The organism is Paraclostridium bifermentans (assembly GCF_964259345.1).
Taxonomy (GTDB): domain Bacteria; phylum Bacillota; class Clostridia; order Peptostreptococcales; family Peptostreptococcaceae; genus Paraclostridium; species Paraclostridium bifermentans_B.
This window is the reverse complement of the sequence record NZ_CAXVJR010000001.1, coordinates 17,628-39,166: the sequence shown is the minus strand read 5'-3', so window position 1 is coordinate 39,166 and position 21,539 is coordinate 17,628. Positions and strand designations below refer to the sequence as shown.

The following is a 21,539-nucleotide window of genomic DNA, read 5'->3' as shown; positions in this document are numbered from 1 at the left end:
CATGAAAAGTAAAAAAATTACTTTATCAGCCATATTTATAGCTTTCGGAATTATATTACCTATGATATTTCATACAATAAATTTAGCAGGTCAAATATTTTTACCAATGCATATACCAGTACTTATAGCAGGATTTTTATTAGGACCTTATTGTGGGGCTCTAATAGGTATAATAACTCCTATACTAAGTAGCGTGATGACTGGAATGCCACCACTAGTACCTATGATGCCTATAATGGCATTTGAATTGTGTGCATATGGATTTTTAACAGGCTTTATATTTAATAAAACTGAAAAAATATACATATCACTTATAGGAGCAATGATAGGAGGAAGATTATTTGCAGTAGTAGGTGCATATTTAGTATCTATAACAGTAGCACCAAAGGTAAGTCCTTTAATGTTTGTATTTGGAAATATATCAATGGCTATACCTGGCATGTTAATACAATTAATATTTATTCCTATGCTTATAAAGTATTTATATAAAAACCCTGAAATCAAAAAAGTTTTAATATAAAAGACCCTATTTTTAGGGTCTTTTATATTTTAGTGCAAAAAAACACTATCTTAGTCCAAATTTACATAATATTTTTATTGTTATGATAAAATCAAGATTGAATATCAATGAGAATGGGGGGAACGTAATGCTTACAAAAGTTTTATCTATAGTTTTAAGCGTGACAGGCATGATTTTAGTTTACTTTACTATAAAAGAAAAACCTAAAAGACTTAATAGAAGTATTCAATATAGAAATGAATTAGATAAATATATAAGATATCAATATATATTTGATTTATTTGAAGCTTGTTTGTATTCAGTTATAGGATTTTTATCAGCTTTTAAGATAGTAGATTGTAAGCATATGCTATTTATAGTATTAATATTTTTAGTAATAAGCACTGTAATAAAACGAAAAATAGATAAATTGAAAGATTATTAAAGAGGTCTATATAGATCTCTTTTTATTAATATAAAACACCAATTATAACTAATTTATAAGTTAACGTTACACTACTTAAAATTAATTAAAATAAATTTTAAAATTGATAGAAAATTTACTTTACAATTCAATTAAATCATGACAAAGTAGTAATATAATATATTACTTTTACTTAAGAAACTTAAGGAGATACAGTTATGAATTATTTAGAAGGTAGTTTAAATGAATATAATCAAAAAGATGCAGAGAATAATTTAAAGTTAGCAGTGGAATATATATATGAAAAAAACGAAGAAAAAGATTTTAAGGATTTTCTAATACTATGTAAAAAATCTGCGTTACAAGGCAATGTAGAAGCACAGTTTATATTAGGGCTACTATATCAATCAGGTATAGAAGGCCTAGAGGGGTATTTTGGAGTGGATATGCCTAAGCATGAAAAGTACGGTAAAATCGACTTAGAAAAATCTTTATACTGGTTTGATATGGCTTCAAAAAAAGGTAGTTCAAAAGCACAATACACTTTAGGATATATATATGAGCAAGGCTTAGGTGTAGAAATTGATTATAAAAAGGCAGTGGAATTTTATAAAAAATCGGCGTTACAAGGAGATCCAATAGGACAATGTAATCTAGGCTATATGTATGAAAAAGGCTTAGGTATAGAAGTTGACTTAAAAAAAGCAGTATTATGGTATGAAAAATCTGCGCTACAAGGTGATGAAGTTGGCCAAAACAACCTAGGAGAAGCATATAGAGATGGAATAGGTGTAGAAATTGACTATGAAAAAGCTTTAGATTTATTTCTAAAATCAGCAGAACAAGGATGTTCAGAGGCTGAATATAACATAGGAATAATTTATGAAAAAGGTTTGGGATTAGAAGCAGATCACAAACAAGCAGCAATCTGGTATGAAAAGGCATATAACAATGGATTAGATAAAGCTAAAGATAAATTGGAAGCATTAATACTATCTTAGTGCAAAAAAATACCATGTTAGTCCACTTATATGGAAATTTATGAAGCTTACTGTTAGAGTATATGTAAATTACTATATAAGAAAGAGGTATATGAATGCTTGAAAAATTACTGAGTTTAATTTTAATATTGCTAGAGTTATATATAATTTCACGAACAGTGAAAGAGTATAACGAAAATAAAAATGTATATATTATAGGACGAACTAGTAGTTACATACGAAAATTAGAAAGAAGTACATATATATTTGATTTATTACAACTAATAATTTTTACATTATTAGGGCTACTTTCCCTTCTGGGCATTGTGAAAGGTCGTGGATCTATAGTATATATAATTATATATAATTTAATTTATTTTAATGTAATAAAAGGAAGAAATAAGAAAGTGATCTAAGATTAGGTCATTTTTTTTTGTAAAATTATACACAGATCATTTGAAAAATAATAGACTTAAAAGTAGAGGTAAAAAATAAATATCACTTTAGAACTATATATGATTGAAGTTTTTCAAAATGGTGTATATACTAGAATAGCAAGTTTATAAAACACAGGGGGCGAATGTTGTTTTGAGTAATATATTTATAAAAACTAAAGATTTAATAATGGATAAGGTGTTTAGAATATATAAAAGTTATATTCCTGAACATATAAAAGTAGGCGAGATAGAAAAGCAAAATATAATAACTTTATCAGAGCAATTACTAAACATAAAATACACACTGCCGAAACTTTTTAGAGAAAGAATAGAGGCAGTTGATAAAATATATGATAGACATAAACCTAATGAAATTATATATGAGCTATTCACGGAAGATAATAAGGTAATATTATTACTATCTAAAAATTTAAAAAATAATAGTATAACAATTAAGTGGGTTGACCAACTATGGTTATACTCAGCATAGATTTGGAGTGAATTAAGTTGAAAAGAAAAATAGCAGTCTTAGGTCTAATAACAGTAATGACATTAACAGTAGTAGGCTGTTCATCGCAAAGAAATAAAGAAATGAAAGACACTATGAATGGAGTTAGCAAACAGTTAAATAATATAGATAATAGCAATAAAGAAGAAGTAAAATTAACTTATGAGCAAGCTCAAGAGCTAATGGAAAAAATAAACTCTCAGTTAACTGAATTTAAACCTCAATTAACACCAGATAAACAAACTATAATTTTAAATTTAGCTACTAGAGAGGTCAATAACCAATTAGAAAAAGAATATATAGTTATAAATATGAATGCACAAAAAAACAATTACAAAATAGAAGTAAAAGGTAATATATTCAAAGATAGAGGTGAACTTGTAGCTAAGAATGATGCTTCAGTAAGAGCTTTGTATGATTTATTAAATGCAACTAAAAGTATTGATAATATGAAAGTTTCTGAGTTTATAAAATTAATAAATTCTGATGATACAGATAAATTGCAATTAACTAATTCTTTAGATGCATTTGATAATATAAGTTTTGACTATACATACGATGGTATAAACTTTATGTTAGACAAGACTTATAAAAGAGATGCTATAAATCATCCTGAAGTTAAATACACATATGAAAAGTATAAAAAACAAAGAGAAGATTTAAAAAATGAATTGACTCAGTATTCTAAGGAGTTTGCAAAAACTAACAATTTACAACCAGTGGTATATGAAGAAAACACTAATAATACTGATTTAACATCTTTTGGAGTTGAAGGTGATAATGATTTTTCTACATATATAGTTGTAAACACTAAAATTCCTAAAGTAAATACAAAACAAGCTCAAAACATATGTGAATTTAATATGCCAACAAATATAGAAGATGCTAAAGCAAAACAAATAAGTAAAGATTATTTAGTTGGAGCTATAAGGATAATAAACTCTATAACTAAATCAGATATAAATTATGGAGATATAGAAAATGTAGAGAAGTCAAACAAAATAAGAGAGGATTATCTAAAACAAGATAAAACTCAGACAATTTTTGAAATCTCTAATAATTTAGAAAAGTCCTTAATCAATAATGAATATGATTATATCCAAAAAGTGAATATTGTTTAAAAACTTACTTTAAAATAAAAAGAGCTGTTTTAAATTAACAGTTCTTTTTTTATGTATTTTCTTCAAAATGATGAATATTTTTAAGATTTCGAAATTATTTGACATAGTTACCAAATATAGTAAACCGTGGTATTATTTTATTAATAAACTTATAGGAGGGGTCTATATGAGCAATAAGAAAAAGTTTTCATTCCCAACTGCATATACTGTAATATTAATAGTTATGCTTGTTGTTATGGGGCTAACTTATATTATTCCATCAGGTAAGTATGCAAAGCTAAGCTATGATACTACAAATTCTGATTTTATAGTTGAATTACCTAATGGGAATACTAAGGAGTATAAAGCTACTCAGGAAACTTTAAATGAATTAGGTGTAAATGTTGAGTTAAAACAATTTACAAGTGGAGCAATATCAAAACCTGTTGCTATACCAAATACATATGAACAGTTAGCAAAAGAAAAAACAACAGTATTTGGTGCAATAACAACATTTTTAAAAGCTCCAATCCAAGGACTATATGATTCTATTGATATAATAGCTTTCGTATTAGTAATAGGAGGATTAGTTGGTGTAATAAATAGTACAGGAGCTTTCAATGCAGGTATAAATGCATTATCTAAAGCATTAAAAGGAAAAGAGTTATGGATGATAGTTATAATATCATCACTAGTAGCTTTAGGAGGAACTACATTTGGGCTGGCTGAAGAAACTATAGCTTTTTACCCAATAGTTGTACCAATATTTATAGCTGCTGGTTATGATGCTATAGTTGCCATCGCTACAATATTCTTAGGTTCATGTATAGGTACTATGGTATCTACAATAAATCCATTTTCTACAGTAATTGCTTCTAATATTGCAGGAATAAGTATTGCAGAAGGTATGCCACTTAGAATAGTTGCATTATTACTAGCACTTACTATTACTTTAATCTACATAATAAGATATGGAGAGAAAGTAAAGAAAGATCCTACAAAGTCTTTAATATACTCTCAAAAGGAAGAGATAGAGAAGAAGTTTTTATCAGAAACTCATGATGATGATGTATTAGAGTTTACTCTAAGAAAAAAATTAATGTTATTAATATTTGCATTATCATTTGTAGTAATGATATATGGGGTAAAAGAGCTTGGCTGGGGATTCATTGATATGACAGCTTTATTCTTTGCAGTAACATTTATAATGGTTCCTTTAGCTAATCAAAAAGAAAGTGATTATGTTTCAAACTTTATACAAGGTGCATCTGAGTTATTAGGAGTAGCTCTTATCATAGCTTTAGCTAGAGGGGTTACTATAATAATGGATGGAGGATTAATAAGTGATACGTTACTACATTCATTAAGTGGAGTAGTATCTCATATGGGAGGCGTAGTATTCTCAGTAGTAATGTATTTTATTTATATAATTTTAGGATTCTTTATAAACTCTTCTTCAGGACTTGCAGTTTTATCTATGCCAATAATGGCACCACTTGCAGATGTTGTAGGTGTTAATAGAGATATAATAGTAACTGCATATATGTTTGGACAAGGTTTAATAGGAATTATAACTCCAACAGGATTAATCTTAGCATCTCTTGCTATGGTTAATGTAACTTATGATAAATGGTTAAAATTTGTTATGCCACTAGTAGGTATAATAATGGCATTATCAATAGCTATCCTTTGTGTAGGATCGTTTATATAATTAGAAAGAAGGTGTATACTTACACCTTCTTTTTTTTGGTTTAAAGTATGTGAAAATATTAATAATTAGATTTTTAACTTACGTTTAACCAAAATTTACCGATATATTGTATTGAGCTCAATACTAAATTGTAAAATCAAATGAAAAGGAGGTGAAAAAATGGTTTTAGTAGATAGAACATATCTTAGGAATTATGAAATAGCAGTTCAAGAAGATTTAAATAAAAATATAAACGTAGAAACTCAAAGTAAAGATAGCAAAAAAGTTAAACGTAAAAAAGGAAAAAATCCAGATAATAATATTTATAGAGATTTAAAAAGTAAGATTAGTATTGTAAACAAAAGTCAAAAAAATATAAAAGAAAAGTTAGCTCAGGTTCAAGTTCATGAAGATAAAGTAAACGAAATGGAAGCTACTTTAAAGGAAATACAATCTGCATACCAACAAGCTGTAAAAGAAGGTAAACAAGAACAAATAAAAGAAAAAATTAAGATAAAAAAAATATTAAAAGAAACAAATGATTTAGGGCATGAATATAATGCAGAATTACATTCTTCACATGAAGAATGTACTATTGATACTATAGGTGAAGCTTTAAGAAACATACAAAATATAAAATACAAACTATCTGAGTATAAATCAAAATTACTAGATATAGAAAAGTATGTAAATAGAACTAAGAAAGAGTATGAAACTAAAGAGAAAATTATAAAAAAACATATAGAATCAGAAGAATACATAAATGAAAAAGTATTAATAAATCCATTAGATTTTATTTTTGTTGAAGGAAACTTAGACATAGGTGTAGTTATTAATATATTTGTATAATTTATATAATCAGAAAGTATAGTTGTTAAACAAATACTTTCTGATTTTTTCATGCTAAATATTATTTATCAGAAAATTTGACAAAATATTCAAAAGACTATACAATATACATTCAATGCAAAATACATCAAAAAAATTAAATAGAAGGAAGGAATTGTATGAGGCGTAATAAACAAGAATGGTTTGGAAATATAAAAGGAGATTTACTGGCAGGAATAGTTGTTTGTATGGCACTTATACCAGAAGCTATAGGATTTTCTATAGTAGCAGGTGTAGATCCTATGATGGGGGTATATGCATCATTTTGTATATCTTTAATAACATCAATATTTGGAGGAAGACCGGGACTTATATCGGCAGCAGCAGGAGCTACAGCATTAGTATTAGCTGGATTAGTTAGAACTCATGGAATAGAATATATGCTAGCTGCAACAATATTAACAGGTATTATACAAGTTATACTTGGATACTTAAAGATAGGAAACTTAATGAAGTTTATACCAAAACCCGTTATGGTAGGATTTGTTAATGCACTAGGAATATTAATGCTTCAATCTCAAATAACTCACTTTAAAGGTGGTGTAGAATTATTAGTACTTGGAGCTATAGGCGTAGCAATTATATACTTATTCCCAAAGCTAAACAAAACTATACCATCACCAATAATAGCTATAATAACTATAACTGTAATAGTATCTGTATTTAATATAGATGTAAAAACACTAGGAGATATGGGCGAAATAACTAGTGAATTACCAAAGTTTTTAATACCAAGTGTTCCATTTAATATGGAAACTTTAAAAATAGTATTACCATATTCTATATCAGTAGCACTTGTTGGAATTGTAGAATCTTTACTTACAGCACAATTAGTAGATGATTTGACAGATACTACGAGTGATAAAAATAGAGAATGTGTAGGTCAAGGACTTGCTAACATTACTGCTGGATTCTTTGGTGGAATAGCAGGATGTGGTATGATAGGACAAACAATTATCAATAATAGTTATGGAGGAAGAGGAAGACTTTCAACACTTACAGCAGGATGTGCAATGCTTATATCTATAATAGTTTTAAATAAGTTTGTAGTAATTATACCTGTTGTAGCACTAGCATCAGTTATGGTAGTGGTATCTATAACTACATTTAACTGGAACTCGTTAAATAGAATGATAAAGGTTCCAAAATCAGATAGTGTTGTAATGATATGTACAGTTATTGTAGTATTATTTACTCACAACTTAGCTTATGGAGTAGTAGTTGGAATAATATTAAGTGCTATATCATTTGCAGCTAAAATATCTGAAATATGTATAAAAAAACAAGATATAAATGGTCATATAAAGTATATTGTTACAGGTCAATTATTCTTTGCATCGACTTTAAAGTTTGTAAATAGCTTTGATTATAATGAAAGTTCAAGCAATATAGATATAGATTTTTCTAACGTTAAAATATGGGATGAATCTGCAGTAGATGCTATCGATAAAGTAGTTATAAAATTTTATAAAAATGGAGTCAATGTAAACTTAATTGGATTAAGTGAAAATTGTTCTGATTTAATAGAAAGAATGGCAATACATGATAAACCAGGTGGTTTAGATGTAGTAGCTGGACACTAAAAGGGATATTATTTAATATCCCTTTTTTTATGCTTAAAAGCACCTTCAGATACACTAAATATAAATTTAGATACTATACAAGCTAGTTCTTTGGGACTTTCTTTCATTCCATCCTCAAGCCATTTTTGGATTACTCCAAGCTGACAAGAAGATGCCATTACAGTAAGATATTTTATAGGAAGGTTGGAATCATTTATATTTTTATTAGATTCAGCATTTTCTAATATAAAGTTTTCTATGCTAGACTTTAATTTAAGCTGAAAGCTCAAATCTCCATTTGGCCCAAGTATAACTTTCATAAATTCAGAGTTATCACTTATATATTCATATAATTTAGTTAAAAAAGGGATTATATTATTTGGATTAGCAATGGGAATAAAGTTTCCATGATAAGTTTTTCTAATTCCTTGTTTTAAAAGTTCTATTTCTTCCAACATACTATTTTCACTTTGTTCTAATAAATCATATTTATCTTTATAATGAAGATAAAAAGTAGCTCTGTTTATGAATGCTTTTTCAGTTATATCTTTAACTGTTATTTTATCAAATCCTTTTTCTTTCATTAATTGTGTTAATGCACTTTGTATAAGTTTTCTAGTCTTAATTATTCTTTTATCTAAATTTTTATTCATAAAAATCTCCTTATAATTGACACTTTTAATAAATGTGTTTAGTAATAAACACATTTGAAAATTTTAATTATTGTTATATATTATGAGTTTATTATAATAATAATATAAAGAATAATCAACACGATGTCTATTAATGAGAGAGGAGTATGACATGAAAATAGTTGAGGTTAAAAATATTTCTAAAAAGATATCTAAAGCTACTATATTAAATGATTTAAGTTTAGATATAGATGAAGGAGAAATTGTTGGTCTAATAGGGCCTTCAGGAGCAGGTAAAACAACATTTGTTAAATCAATAATAGGTATGGAAAAGATAGATAAGGGATCTATAAAAGTATTTGGAAAAGATATACCTAATATTGATATTCTTCAAGAAATAGGTTATATGGCACAATCAGATGCATTATATGAAGACTTAACAGCAAAAGAAAATCTAGAGTTTTTCGGGCAAATATTTAAATTAAACAAGTCTCAAATAAAAGAAAGAATAAATTATACATCTAAGCTTGTAAATATAGAAAATAGTCTTTCTAAAAAGGTAAAAAACTATTCTGGAGGTATGAAAAGAAGATTATCTTTAGCTATATCTTTAATACAAGATCCTAAACTTCTTATACTAGATGAACCTACAGTAGGAATAGACCCAAAATTAAGATTTGACATATGGAATGAGCTTCATAGCTTAAAAAATACAGGCAAATCTATAATAGTGACAACTCATGTTATGGATGAGGCAGTAAAGTGCGATAGATTAGCGTTAATAAGAGATGGAAAAATAATAGCTACAGGAACACCTTCACAGTTAACTAAAGATTTTGAAGTTAATACTATAGAAGATATATTTTTAAAATTAGGAAGTGACGTAAAATGAGAATAAAAGCCTTAGCAAGAAGAATTATAAAACAAACTATACATGACAAAAGAACTCTAGCACTTATGATGATAGCACCTCTTGTAGTTATGTCTTTAGTTTACTTCTTATTTAACTCTAGTGAAGAGGTTACATTAAATGTAGGCGTTTATAATACTAGTGAAGCATTTAATGATAATTTAAAAGATACTGATTTGAATATCGAAAAGTATTCAAATAAAGATAATATAGAGGACAAAATAAAAAATGATAATTTAAGTGCATTTATATACATGGATAACAACGACTTAAATGTAACTTATGAAAATAGTGCTCCACAAGATACTAAACAAATTGAAGCAAAGATAAATGCTACATTAGCAAAAGATGAAATGATGAATTTAAATAAAGCTATACAACAAACCAATATGCTAGGAAATAATATAGATAATAATAAAATATCGATAAATAGTAGCTATGTGTATGGAGATAAAGATTTAACTTTCTTTGATACTTTAAACCCTATGTTAATTGGATTTTTCGTATTTTTCTTTGTATTCTTAGTATCAGGGATATCACTTTTAAAAGAAAGAACTACAGGTACTTTAGATAAACTATTATCAACACCAATAAAAAGAAGTGAAATAGTAATAGGTTATTTATTAGGATATGGTCTGTTTTCAGTAATACAAACTATAGTATTAGTATTGTTTTCTATATATGTATTAGATATAAAAATAGTAGGAGATGTATTTTTAGTAATAGGCATAAATATACTAATAGCTTTAGTTGCCTTATCTTTAGGAATATTATTATCTACATTTGCAAATTCAGAATTTCAAATGATGCAATTTATACCTATAGTAATAGTTCCTCAAATATTTTTCACAGGAATTATACCTATAGATTCAATGGCTAGTTGGTTACAGGCCTTAGGTAAAATAACACCTCTATATTATGGAGCTAATGCGCTTAACAATGTTATTTTAAAAGGATATTCTATAAGTGATATATCTGGGGAGTTAAGTGTATTATTATTATTTGCTTTAGTACTATCAATTTTAAATATATTTGTCTTAAAAAGATATAGAAAAATATAAAATAAGAAGTGAACAAGTGAGTATATTGATATAATCACTTGTTCACTTCTTATTTTAATTTTAAAATCATTTCGCACATTTGAATCTTCTCACTTCAACTAAAAAACCAAATTTTTACAAAAAAATTCTTTTATAGGTTATAATGTTACAGGGATAAATTACAGGGTTTATATTTGTAAGGGAGTGAATTATATTGAAAAGAAAGCTGATTTTAATATGTGATGACCAAGAATCAATACATGAAACAGTAGGAGAATATTTAAAATTAGAAGGTATGGAATATATATCTGCATATGATGGATTAGATGGATTATATAAAGCTAAAGAATACAATCCAGACTTAATACTTCTTGATATAATGATGCCAAAAATGTTTGGGACTGATTTATGTAAAGGAATAAGAAAGATAAGTGATGTACCTATTATTATGCTTACCGCTAAAGGAGAAACTATTGATAAAATAATAGGTTTAGAAATAGGTGCTGATGATTACATAACAAAACCATTTTCACCTAAAGAAGTAGTTACTAGAATTAAGACAGTATTAAGAAGAATGGGAAGTAGTAATAAAAGAAAAAGCAATACCTTAGAAATAAAAAATTTAAAAATAGATATTGATGCACATGAAGTATTTATAAATAATGAACAAATAAGTATTACTCCAAAAGAAATGAAATTATTATATATGCTGGCTAGTAACAAAGGTAAAACTTTAACTAGAGAGTATTTACTATCAGAAATATGGGGATATGATTACTTTGGAGATACAAGGGTTGTAGATACTCAACTAAAAAGACTTAGAAAAAAGGTAAGCAGTTTTGATTTAGATTGGGAAATTAAAGCCGTATATGGTGTTGGATATAAGTTTGAGGTATTGTAATGAATAAGTCGTTATTTAAGAAAATACTAAAAACCATTGGGATTTCAAGTATAGTTTCTATAATCATAACTGTACTATTTTTTAGTTTCATAATAAAAGAATATGTTTTAAGTATTGAATTAAGTCAAATAAAGCAAAAAATAGATAATACTATTTCAAAATATGACTTAGGGAATAATAAGTTAGGAGAAAGGCTTAAAATTTCTTTAGGAAAAGGTGTATTAATAAAAGGATATGATAGTGAAGGTAATAATACTTTTAGATATTACACAGTAGACAATCTTAAAATTAAAGTAAATTATGAACAGACTAATAAATCACTAGATTCATATTCACAACAAATCCTAAAAGGCAAAAAAATATATGGAATAGAAAATGTTGAAGGAATAAATGGAAAGTCTATAGTAATAGGGGAGCCTATTATAGAAAATAAAAAGGTTTCAAGTGCTATATTAATAGTTAAACCAGTTAAAGAATTTGATAAGATATTACTTGGTTTTTATGTAGTATTAGTATTTAGTTTAATTATTGTACTTTTATCAACATCAATACCTATTTATATAGTAACTAAAAAACTATTTAAACCTTTAGAGGATATGACAAAAGCAACTATAAAAATGTCTAAAGGAGATTTTTCAACAAAAATAGAAGAAAATCAAAATGATGAAGTTGGAGAACTAGCAAAAGCATTCAATTATTTATCTTCTAAATTAGAACAAAATGAAGAAGAAGCAAAAAAACTAGAACAAATGAGAAAAGACTATGTAGCAAATGTATCTCATGAATTAAAGACTCCTATTACTTCTATTAGAGCTGTAGCAGAAATTTTAAATGATGAAGAAATAGAAGACGCTTTAGATAAGAAAAAATACTATAGTATGATACTTAGAGAGTCAATTAGAATGCAAATTTTGATAAAAGATATATTAGAACTATCTAGTTTGCAATCTTCAAATTTACCGATAGAAAAAGAAATTGTAAATTTATACAATTTAATTCAAGATGTATATTTGAAATTTGAAGTTATTGCTCAAGATCTAGATATAGAATTTAACATACCTAAAAGCGATTTAAAATCTATAGATGTATTTACAAATTACAATAGAATAGTACAAGTAATGATTATATTACTAGACAATGCCTTTAAATTTACAGGGGAAGAAGGACGAATTTATATAGATGTAGAAGATAATAATGAATTTATAAATATAGTAATAAGTGATACAGGTATAGGTATAGATAAAGAAGATTTACCTTTTGTATTTGATAGATTTTACAAAGTTGATAAATCTAGAAAGTCTAATGGAACAGGTATAGGACTGTCTATAGCATCAGAAATAATAGCTCATTTAAATGAAACTATATGTGTAGAATCAGAAATAGGACTAGGATCTAAATTTATATTTACAATTCACTATAATTAATAAAAATTTAAAATGTACCAAATTTGACTATGTTTTGACACAAAAAAGACACAATCATACATTATACTAAAGAAGTAGTAAAAAACATAACAAAAGGGGGACATAATAATATGTGTAAAACTTGTAATTGTGGAGTAGAGTGTACTTGTAATAATCAAGGGACTTGTGAAGCTTGTAAAAAAGCTAGTTGTACTTGCGATGGAGCAGGAACTTGTGAAGCTTGTAACAAGTAATTTAAAATAAAAAAAGAGTATATACTTGTATATACTCTTTTTTAAGCAACAAAGCTATTATAAAAATAATTAATAAGTTTTAAAATTGTAAAATGGGTTAATTTATGGGGGATTATATAAATGAGACGAATAAAAAAGAGTATAGCATTGCTTTTAAGTTCAGTGTTGATTTTAGGACTTACAGCATGTAGTAAAAATGATAAAGAAGCTACAACTGAAAAGCCTAAACAAGAGGTTGCATCAAGTCATGACACTAATTCACATTATCCAGTGACTATAACTACTTACAACTATAAAAAGGAGCCTGTTGAAGTAACTTTTGAAAAAGCTCCAGAAAATGTTATAGCTGTATATCAAAATTCTATAGAAACAATGCTTGCACTAGGATTAGAAGACAAAATTAAATTAGCTTCTGGACTTGATCATGCTGTTAAAGATGAGTACAAAGAAGCTTTTGAAAAGATAAACTATTCAGAGCAGTTTACACCAGATAAAGAAACTGTAATAATGGAACAACCAGATTTAATATTGTCTTGGTGGTCTATATTTGATGATAAAAGATTAGGAGAAGTTGACTACTGGCATGAAAATAATGCTAACACATATATGTCATTAAATAGTGGAGCTGTTGAAAGTAAAACTATAGAAAATGAAACAACAGATATCTTAAACTTAGGAAAAATATTTAATGTTGAAGATAAGGCTGAAGCTATAGTTAATGAAATAAATAATAATATAGATAATGTTAAAAAGAAAGTTGAAGGCCAAGAAAAACAAACTGCTTTAATAATGGAGTATATGGACGGAAAAATATACACATATGGCGCTGATACATTAGGTGGAGATATGGTAACTAAACTAGGTGGTGAAGTTTCAAATCCTAAAGGTGGAAATATCAGTGAGGAAGATTTAATAAACTTAAATCCTGATTCTATATTTGTTGTATATATGGATAGAACTGATGAAAAAGTAGCTAAAGAAGAAGTTAATAAGGTATTAAATAATCCAGCACTTAAGAGTTTAAAAACTGTAAAAGACAATAGAGTAAATTCAATAGCATTAGGTGAAATGTATTGTAGTGGAGTTAGAACTATAGATGGTTTAAATACATTTATCGATGGATTATATCCTAATTTAGATAAGTAGGTAAGATATATGATAAGTCAAGCTAAAACATCTAAAGAAATTTTAAATAAATTCGAAGGAACACCTATATATATAGGTGTTTCTTTAGTGTTGATAGTACTGTTAATTTTATCTATTGGATTAGCGGTTACTATTGGTTCTGTAGATATAAGTGTAAGTGATGTATATAGTATTATTTTAAGCAAAATTTTTAAATTAAATATAGATACAACAACAATAAATCCAGCAGTAATTGACGTAGTAATGCTTATAAGACTTCCAAGAATTATATTAGCAGTTGCGGTTGGGATTGGGTTATCTGTTGTAGGAATAGTAATGCAATCAATTGTTAAAAATCCGTTAGCAGACCCATATGTCTTAGGGGTATCATCAGGAGCATCTTTAGGAGCTACACTAGCTATAATGCTAGGTATTGGAGCATCATTTGGAACTAATTCTGTGGGAGTAGCTGCATCTACAGGTGCTTTTTTAATATCTATACTAGTAGTTTTTATATCTAATATTGGAGGTAGAGCTAATTCTGTTAAATTGCTACTTGCAGGAATGGCACTAGGTTCAGTATGTAGTGCATTTTCAAGTTTTATAGTATATATTTCAAATGATGCACAAGGTATGCAACAAATAACATTTTGGCTTATGGGAAGTTTAGCAGGTGTAAAATGGGAACAAATTGTAATTATACTACCAATTATAATATTAGGATCTATATTCTTTTTTAGTCAATATAGAATATTAAACTTAATGTTATTAGGAGATGAAGTTGCAACAACATTAGGTACTGATTTACATAAATATAGACATATATACTTAGTAATTACATCACTTATGGTAGGATTACTAGTGTACTCTTCCGGAGTTATTGGATTTGTAGGTTTAATTATTCCTCATATAGTGAGAATGGTATTTGGAACAGATCACAAAAAACTAATTCCAATAGCAGCTATCCTAGGCGCAATATTTATAATATGGGCGGATGTATTATCTAGAAGTGTAATAAAAGGGACTGAAATACCTATAGGTATACTAATATCTATGATAGGAGCACCTTGCTTTGTCTGGCTTATGATTACTAAATCGTATGGTTTTGGAGGAAATAAATAATGAATTTATACACTGAAAACATTAATGTAAATATAGGGGATAAAGATATATTAAAAGGGATAGATATTAATGTATCTAATAAAGAATTCATAGGCGTAATAGGACCTAATGGAAGTGGAAAATCAACACTTCTAAAATGTATGTATAGAACTTTAAAGCCTTCAAGTGGAGTAGTTAAATTAGATGATATAAATATAGATAGTATGCCTATGAAAGAAACTGCAAAGAAAGTTGCTGTACTTTCTCAACACAATCATTATGATTTTGATTTTAAAGTAGAAGATATTGTTCTTATGGGAAGATCCCCTCATAAAAAACTTATGGAAAGAGATTCTAAAAAAGATTATGAAATAGTAAATGAATCATTGGAAAAAGTAGGAATGTTAGATTTTAAAAATAGAAGTTTTAATACTTTATCAGGGGGAGAACAACAACGTATAATATTAGCTAGAGCATTAGCTCAACAAACAGACTGTTTAATATTAGATGAGCCAACAAATCATTTAGATATAAAATATCAGTTGCAATTAATGAGTTTAGTAAAAGGGCTCAATATAGAGGTAATAGCAGCTATACATGACTTAAATATAGCTTTAATGTATTGCGATAAGATATATGTTTTAAAAGATGGCAAAATATTAGGTTATGGAACTCCAAATGAAATCTTAACTGAAAAATTAATAAATGAAGTATATGAAGTTGATTGTAGTTTAATAAAAGATGAAAATGAAAATACAATAAATATATGCTATAAGCATTATTAATAACAAATTTAATAATATAAGTTAATTTATAATAACTTATAAACAAGCAAAAAGTGAGCATAATTATGCTCACTTTTTTATTCAAAAATATCTAAATCTAATTTTTTAGATATCTGTTGTAATATTCTAACTCCAGCTACGCTATTACCCATAGAGTCAAGTGATGGACCAAATACTCCTATCCCCATTTTATTAGGAACAGAAGCTAAAATACCTCCACCAACGCCTGACTTAGCAGGTATACCTATATGAACGGCAAACCTTCCGGATTCATCATATACACCACAAGTAACCATTAATGATTTAACAATTGTACAAATATCCATAGGTATTAGTCTTTCATTATTCCAAGGACAAACTCCTTTATTAGCTAAAACAGAACCTATTCTAGCTAAATCTAATGCACTAACAGACATAGAGCATTGTCTAAAATAACAATCTAGGACATCATCAACATCACCGTCAATTAAGTTATTAGCTTTCATATGATAAGCTAAAGATCTATTTATATCTCCAGTTCTTTTTTCTGATAAGTAAATATCTTCAATTACTTCTATATTGGGATTATTAGCTAACTTTCTAGTAAACTCTAATATTCTTTGTATTTTCTCATCACTGTTTTTTCCTTTTACTAATGAGTTAGTAACTATTGCACCAGCATTTATAAAAGGGTTTGAAGGTACAGATTTATTATTTATCTCCATATTTAGTATAGAGTTAAAAGCAAAACCACTAGGCTCTGATCCAACTTTGCTAGATACATACTCTGGAGAATTATCCAACATTGCCATTATAAGTGTAATAACTTTAGAAGTACTTTCTATTGCAAATGTATTTTTATAATCACCTGCAAAATACTCTTTATAATTACCATCTCTTAAATCAACAACTGCTACACCTAATTGGTTTTCATCTACATTGGCAAGTGCAGGTATATACGTTGCAACATGACCATCTTTTATGTATTTTTTATTATCTTCAACTAGGTTTTTAAGTAAATCAAACATTAAACTCGCTTCCTTTTTTATGAAATTTGTATAATATGTAATTACCCAAAAATACCAAATAAAAACGTTTCTAAAAAGTAACAACTTTCGAGTGCATTCATATTATAAATTGTAACTATGTTTTTATTAAAGTTACAATGGTGATAGTATGATTAAAAAGTATATAAAACTAGCTATAAATGAATTTAAAGAGTTTTTTAATGACTTAGGCATAGTTTGTAAATATTTAATAGTATTAGGAATTATTTCATTTGCAGTTGTATGTATATCTATATTTCATCCACAGTTAGATGCAACAGGAAACTTAGTTACAATAAGAACTGCATTTTCTTCTATTGCAGGTTATATACTAGAAAAGTCTACAAAAACTTGCAGTTCAAATCCAAAACTATTAAAAAATAAAATTTTACTAGTAGGAACTTTTTCTATAGTTGCATTAATTGTAATTATTGGAGCATATATTATAGATATAGATGTTAATAATCCATCACTTATATTAATTAAAAATTTACTTTTTTCATCTATAGGATTTTTAACTAGCGCAAGCAAAGATTTTAAAAGTAAAGATTTATAGATACATTTTAGGTCTATCATATAAATTATGGTAGACCTATTTTATCTTAGATTAGGAGTTATTGGGGGGATTTTTTTGAAATCATTAAGCATCTGTATGATAGTTAAAAATGAAGAAAGCAATATTGATAGATGTTTAAATAGTATAAAAGATATTGCAGATGAAATAGTGATAGTTGATACAGGGTCAACGGATAATACCATTGATATATGTAAGTCTTATAATGCGAAAATAATAAATAAATTGTGGAATAATGATTTTAGTGAAGCTAGAAACATATCTTTAGATTATGCAACAAAAGATTATATATTATTTTTAGATGCAGATGAAGAAATACCTAAAGAAGATATTAATAAGATAAAAAGCTTATTAAACAATAAAACTTTAGCTGAAGGATACTTCTTAAGATTAGTAAATATAATCAACGAAAATAGTGTTGGAGATTATGTTGTATTTAGATTATTTAAAAATAATCCTAAGTATAGATTTACAGGAAAAATACATGAACAAATAGCTAATTCTATACAACAACTTAATAACAAAAAGTGTATTGAAACTTTAGATTTAAGAATTTTTCACTATGGATATGATCCAAATACTGTAGATATTCAAAAAAAGTATAAGAGAAATATAAATATATTAAACACTTATAAAGAAGAAGAGAAAGATGCTTATTATTACTATGTCTTAGGAAATGAATACTCAAGAATAACTGATTATGAAAAATCTATATACTATTATGAAAAAGCTATCAAAAAACTAGATATGAAGTATAACTATATATTTTATCCATATTTAATATTAAATACTGTAAAAGCTTATTCAAACACTAAACAATTCTATAAAGAATTAAAATTTATAGATAGTATAAAGTCAACAACACCTGATTTTAAAGATTTATACTTTATGGAATGTCTAGCTTATATAGAGTGTGGAAAGGTTACAAAGGCATTAGAGTCATTAGAAAATTATATAAAATGTCCTATAAATAAAATATATGAATATCCTAATAATAGATTCGAAAATGTATACGATATAAATGAAATGAAAGAAAGGCTTTTAAGTGCTAGTACAGGTCAAAATGATAGCTTACTAAGTGGGTTAATGATAATAAATGAATGTGAACATAAAAATAAAAATGACCTAGTAGAAAGTATAAAAAGTTATAATGAAATAGTATCTAATTTTGTTATAGTAACTAATAATAAGGATTTAAATATAGAAGAATTAAAAAATATAGGAGTTCAAATAATATATTCTAAAGATGAAAGTAAATGTTTTAAAATTGGATTAAAAGAGTGCAGAGGTAAGTATATAGTATTGGTTAATCCTGGGGAAATTTGTTCCAATAAAAGTCAAAAACAAATAATAGATTTATTGAGAAAAACAAATATAGAAAGCTTTAGTTTCAATATGTTGAGTGTATTAAATAATACTTATAAAAAAGAAATTAAAATTATAAAGAAGAAAAATATAAACTCTTTAGAGAGCCACTTAGAATCTTTAATAAAAAATAAAAAAGTATATGATAGTAATATATATATTCATGTTAAAATAAAGGATATTAAATAAAGTTTTACAAAAAAACATTGACAATAATAAATTTAAGAATTATTATCTAATTATAAATTAAATAATCTTCAGGGCAGGGTGAAATTCCCTACCGGCGGTATAGCCCGCGAGCCAAAATTGGCATGATTCGGTGAAACTCCGAAGCCGACAGTAAAGTCTGGATGAAAGAAGATAATATATAGGTATAATAGTAGCTTTATACTGCTATATTTATTTGGTTAATACGCTCTGGAATATAATATATTTCAGAGCTTTTTTAATTTAAATAGTATAAGTGTATTTAGTTTGTGTACATATAAGCCCTGGGTAATTTCACTCAGGGCTATTTATATTTTCTTTCATAATTAAGTTTTAGAAAGGAAGTTTTTATATGGATGAGTTTTATATGAAAAAAGCTTTAGAACTTGCAAAATGTGGGAAAGGAAGAGTCACTCCAAATCCAATGGTAGGAGCAGTTATTGTAAAAAACAACAAAATAATAGGTCAAGGTTACCATATGAAATATGGAGAAAATCATGCAGAAATAAATGCACTTTTAAGTTTAAATGAAAACCCTAAAGGAGCCACTATGTATGTAACGTTAGAGCCATGTTCACACTTTGGAAAAACTCCACCGTGTGTAGATAAAATTATAGAAAGTAAAATAAGTAAAGTAGTTATAGCATCAACTGATCCAAATCCACTTGTAAAAGGTCGTGGAGTTGAAAAGCTAAGGCAAGCAGGGATTAAGGTAGTTACTGGAGTTTTGGATAAAGAAAATAGAAAATTAAATGAAGTTTTTATGAAATATATAATAAAAAAAGAACCATTTGTAGTTATGAAAGTAGCTATGAGTTTAGATGGAAAAATAGCAACTAAAACAGGTGATTCTAAATGGATAAGTTGTGAGGAGTCTAGAAAAAATGTACATAAATTAAGAGATGAGGTTATGGGAATTTTAGTTGGAGTAAACACAGTTATAAAAGATGATCCTATGTTAACTTGTAGATTGGAAAATGGTAAAAATCCAATAAGAATATTGGTCGATACACATCTTAAAACACCAATAAGTTCAAAAGTTGTAACTACGGTAGATGTTGCTAGAACTATAATAGTAACAACTCAACAAGCTAATAAAGATGATGTAAATAAATTTAGAGATAAAGGTGTAGAAATAGTTATAGCTAATGTACGCGATAATAAAGTAGATTTAAAAGATATGTTAAGTAAATTAGGTAAGTTAAATATAGATAGTATTTTGTTAGAAGGAGGAGCTACTTTAAATTATTCTTTTATAAAAGATAACCTAGTAGATAAAATTCAAGTTTATGTAGCCCTGAAGTTAATAGGTGGTAAAAATGCTAAAACACCAATTGAAGGAGAAGGTATATCTAACATAAATGATTCTCTTAATATAAAAAATATGACCTATAAATTAGTAGGAGAAGATATTTTAATTGAAGGATATTTAAAAGAAAGGGAGGATTAAATGTTTACAGGAATAGTCGAGGAAATCGGTATTATAAAATCTATAAAAAAAGGAACTAAATCATCTGTACTTACTATTAAGGCAAGTACAGTTTTAGAAGACACAAAAATAGGAGATAGTATTTGTACTAATGGTGTATGTTTAACAGTAACCAATATTAGTTCAAATGGCTTTGATGCTGATGTGATGGCAGAAACTCTTAGAAAAAGCAATTTAGAAAATTTAAATATAGGTAGCAAAGTAAACTTAGAAAGAGCATTAAATCTTAAAACTCGTTTAGGAGGTCACTTAGTAAGTGGACATATAGATGGTATCGGAAAAATAACATCTATGACTAAAGAGGATAATGCTATATGGGTAAATATAAATACTTCACCAGAAATACTTAAATATATAGTTTACAAAGGATCAGTGGCAATAGATGGAATAAGTTTGACAGTAGCTTACATAGACGATAAAAGCTTTAAAGTATCTATAATACCCCATACCTTAGATAAAACAATACTTTCTAATAAGACAATAGGGGATACTGTAAACTTAGAATGTGATTTAATAGGAAAATATGTAGAAAAATTATTAGGGTTAAATAATTCTAGTAAAGAAAAGGAGTCTTCTATAAATGAAGATTTTCTAAAAGTAAATGGATTTTTCTAAAATAAAATCAATTATTGGAGGGATA

22 protein-coding genes and 1 riboswitch are annotated in these 21,539 nt (G+C 26.9%); of the genes, 20 read left to right on the top strand and 2 right to left on the bottom strand.

Annotated features, from left to right (window positions below; all coding sequences use genetic code 11):
• The first annotated feature begins 1 nt into the window (after position 1).
• The 8 genes from ACEXNK_RS00190 to ACEXNK_RS00155 all read left to right on the top strand — a co-directional run bounded on the left by ACEXNK_RS00190 (position 2) and on the right by ACEXNK_RS00155 (position 8,109).
• Positions 2-520 carry an ECF transporter S component gene (locus ACEXNK_RS00190; protein WP_373600817.1) on the top strand — a complete coding sequence of 173 codons (519 nt, stop codon included), beginning with the start codon at positions 2-4 and terminating at the stop codon, positions 518-520.
• 127 nt (positions 521-647) lie between these two features.
• A complete protein-coding gene (locus ACEXNK_RS00185; RefSeq protein ID WP_373600816.1) occupies positions 648-944 on the top strand; it encodes a hypothetical protein in 297 nt (98 codons plus the stop codon).
• 197 nt (positions 945-1,141) lie between these two features.
• A complete protein-coding gene (locus tag ACEXNK_RS00180) occupies positions 1,142-1,924 on the top strand; it encodes a tetratricopeptide repeat protein (RefSeq protein WP_373600815.1) in 783 nt (260 codons plus the stop codon).
• Between the two features lie 567 nt (positions 1,925-2,491).
• Positions 2,492-2,830, top strand: coding sequence for a hypothetical protein (locus ACEXNK_RS00175; RefSeq protein ID WP_373600814.1), 339 nt, complete (start codon positions 2,492-2,494; stop codon positions 2,828-2,830).
• Between the two features lie 17 nt (positions 2,831-2,847).
• Positions 2,848-3,969: a hypothetical protein gene (locus tag ACEXNK_RS00170; protein WP_373600813.1), complete on the top strand. Its 1,122-nt coding sequence runs from the start codon at positions 2,848-2,850 to the stop codon at positions 3,967-3,969.
• A gap of 166 nt (positions 3,970-4,135) precedes the next feature.
• Positions 4,136-5,659, top strand: coding sequence for a YfcC family protein (locus ACEXNK_RS00165; RefSeq protein ID WP_373600812.1), 1,524 nt, complete (start codon positions 4,136-4,138; stop codon positions 5,657-5,659).
• A 159-nt stretch (positions 5,660-5,818) separates the two neighbouring features.
• On the top strand, positions 5,819-6,487 hold the full coding sequence (locus ACEXNK_RS00160) for a hypothetical protein (protein ID WP_373600811.1): 669 nt from the start codon (positions 5,819-5,821) through the stop codon (positions 6,485-6,487).
• 158 nt (positions 6,488-6,645) lie between these two features.
• Positions 6,646-8,109, top strand: a complete 1,464-nt coding sequence (locus tag ACEXNK_RS00155; protein ID WP_373600810.1) for a SulP family inorganic anion transporter — start codon at positions 6,646-6,648, stop codon at positions 8,107-8,109.
• Between the two features lie 8 nt (positions 8,110-8,117).
• Here ACEXNK_RS00155 and ACEXNK_RS00150 read toward each other — a convergent pair whose 3' ends face one another.
• Positions 8,118-8,741: a TetR/AcrR family transcriptional regulator gene (locus ACEXNK_RS00150; protein ID WP_373600809.1), complete on the bottom strand. Its 624-nt coding sequence runs from the start codon at positions 8,739-8,741 to the stop codon at positions 8,118-8,120.
• 151 nt (positions 8,742-8,892) lie between these two features.
• On the opposite strand from ACEXNK_RS00150, the gene ACEXNK_RS00145 reads away from it, so the two are divergent.
• From ACEXNK_RS00145 to ACEXNK_RS00110, 8 genes are all read left to right on the top strand, one after another.
• The gene (locus tag ACEXNK_RS00145; RefSeq protein WP_373600808.1) at positions 8,893-9,612 is read left to right on the top strand and encodes an ABC transporter ATP-binding protein; all 720 of its coding nucleotides are present in this window, start codon (positions 8,893-8,895) and stop codon (positions 9,610-9,612) included.
• On the top strand, positions 9,609-10,691 hold the full coding sequence (locus ACEXNK_RS00140) for an ABC transporter permease (RefSeq protein ID WP_373600807.1): 1,083 nt from the start codon (positions 9,609-9,611) through the stop codon (positions 10,689-10,691). The genes ACEXNK_RS00145 and ACEXNK_RS00140 overlap by 4 nt, the downstream gene beginning before the upstream one ends.
• 193 nt (positions 10,692-10,884) lie before the next feature.
• Positions 10,885-11,571: a response regulator gene (locus ACEXNK_RS00135; protein ID WP_373600806.1), complete on the top strand. Its 687-nt coding sequence runs from the start codon at positions 10,885-10,887 to the stop codon at positions 11,569-11,571.
• The gene (locus ACEXNK_RS00130) at positions 11,571-12,995 is read left to right on the top strand and encodes a sensor histidine kinase (RefSeq protein ID WP_373600805.1); all 1,425 of its coding nucleotides are present in this window, start codon (positions 11,571-11,573) and stop codon (positions 12,993-12,995) included. The genes ACEXNK_RS00135 and ACEXNK_RS00130 overlap by 1 nt, the downstream gene beginning before the upstream one ends.
• 110 nt (positions 12,996-13,105) lie before the next feature.
• Entirely contained in the window at positions 13,106-13,228 is a 123-nt protein-coding gene (locus ACEXNK_RS00125; RefSeq protein ID WP_373600804.1) for a hypothetical protein, read from the top strand.
• 120 nt (positions 13,229-13,348) lie between these two features.
• Entirely contained in the window at positions 13,349-14,374 is a 1,026-nt protein-coding gene (locus ACEXNK_RS00120) for an ABC transporter substrate-binding protein (RefSeq protein WP_373600803.1), read from the top strand.
• Between the two features lie 9 nt (positions 14,375-14,383).
• Positions 14,384-15,475, top strand: a complete 1,092-nt coding sequence (locus tag ACEXNK_RS00115) for a FecCD family ABC transporter permease (protein WP_373600802.1) — start codon at positions 14,384-14,386, stop codon at positions 15,473-15,475.
• Positions 15,475-16,239, top strand: a complete 765-nt coding sequence (locus ACEXNK_RS00110; RefSeq protein ID WP_373600801.1) for an ABC transporter ATP-binding protein — start codon at positions 15,475-15,477, stop codon at positions 16,237-16,239. The genes ACEXNK_RS00115 and ACEXNK_RS00110 overlap by 1 nt, the downstream gene beginning before the upstream one ends.
• Positions 16,240-16,316: 77 nt before the next feature.
• Here the strand turns inward: ACEXNK_RS00110 and glsA are convergent, their stop codons facing one another.
• Entirely contained in the window at positions 16,317-17,246 is a 930-nt protein-coding gene (gene glsA / locus ACEXNK_RS00105; protein WP_373600800.1) for a glutaminase A, read from the bottom strand.
• Between the two features lie 148 nt (positions 17,247-17,394).
• On the opposite strand from glsA, the gene ACEXNK_RS00100 reads away from it, so the two are divergent.
• From ACEXNK_RS00100 to ribE, 4 genes are all read left to right on the top strand, one after another.
• Positions 17,395-17,820: a hypothetical protein gene (locus tag ACEXNK_RS00100; protein WP_373600799.1), complete on the top strand. Its 426-nt coding sequence runs from the start codon at positions 17,395-17,397 to the stop codon at positions 17,818-17,820.
• A gap of 75 nt (positions 17,821-17,895) precedes the next feature.
• Positions 17,896-19,392: a glycosyltransferase gene (locus tag ACEXNK_RS00095; RefSeq protein WP_373600798.1), complete on the top strand. Its 1,497-nt coding sequence runs from the start codon at positions 17,896-17,898 to the stop codon at positions 19,390-19,392.
• A gap of 60 nt (positions 19,393-19,452) precedes the next feature.
• A riboswitch (FMN riboswitch) is annotated at positions 19,453-19,569 on the top strand.
• A 193-nt stretch (positions 19,570-19,762) separates the two neighbouring features.
• The gene (gene ribD / locus ACEXNK_RS00090; RefSeq protein ID WP_373600797.1) at positions 19,763-20,860 is read left to right on the top strand and encodes a bifunctional diaminohydroxyphosphoribosylaminopyrimidine deaminase/5-amino-6-(5-phosphoribosylamino)uracil reductase RibD; all 1,098 of its coding nucleotides are present in this window, start codon (positions 19,763-19,765) and stop codon (positions 20,858-20,860) included.
• Complete coding sequence (gene ribE / locus ACEXNK_RS00085; RefSeq protein WP_373600796.1) at positions 20,861-21,514, top strand: riboflavin synthase; 654 nt, start codon at positions 20,861-20,863, stop codon at positions 21,512-21,514.
• Positions 21,515-21,539: the final 25 nt, after the last annotated feature.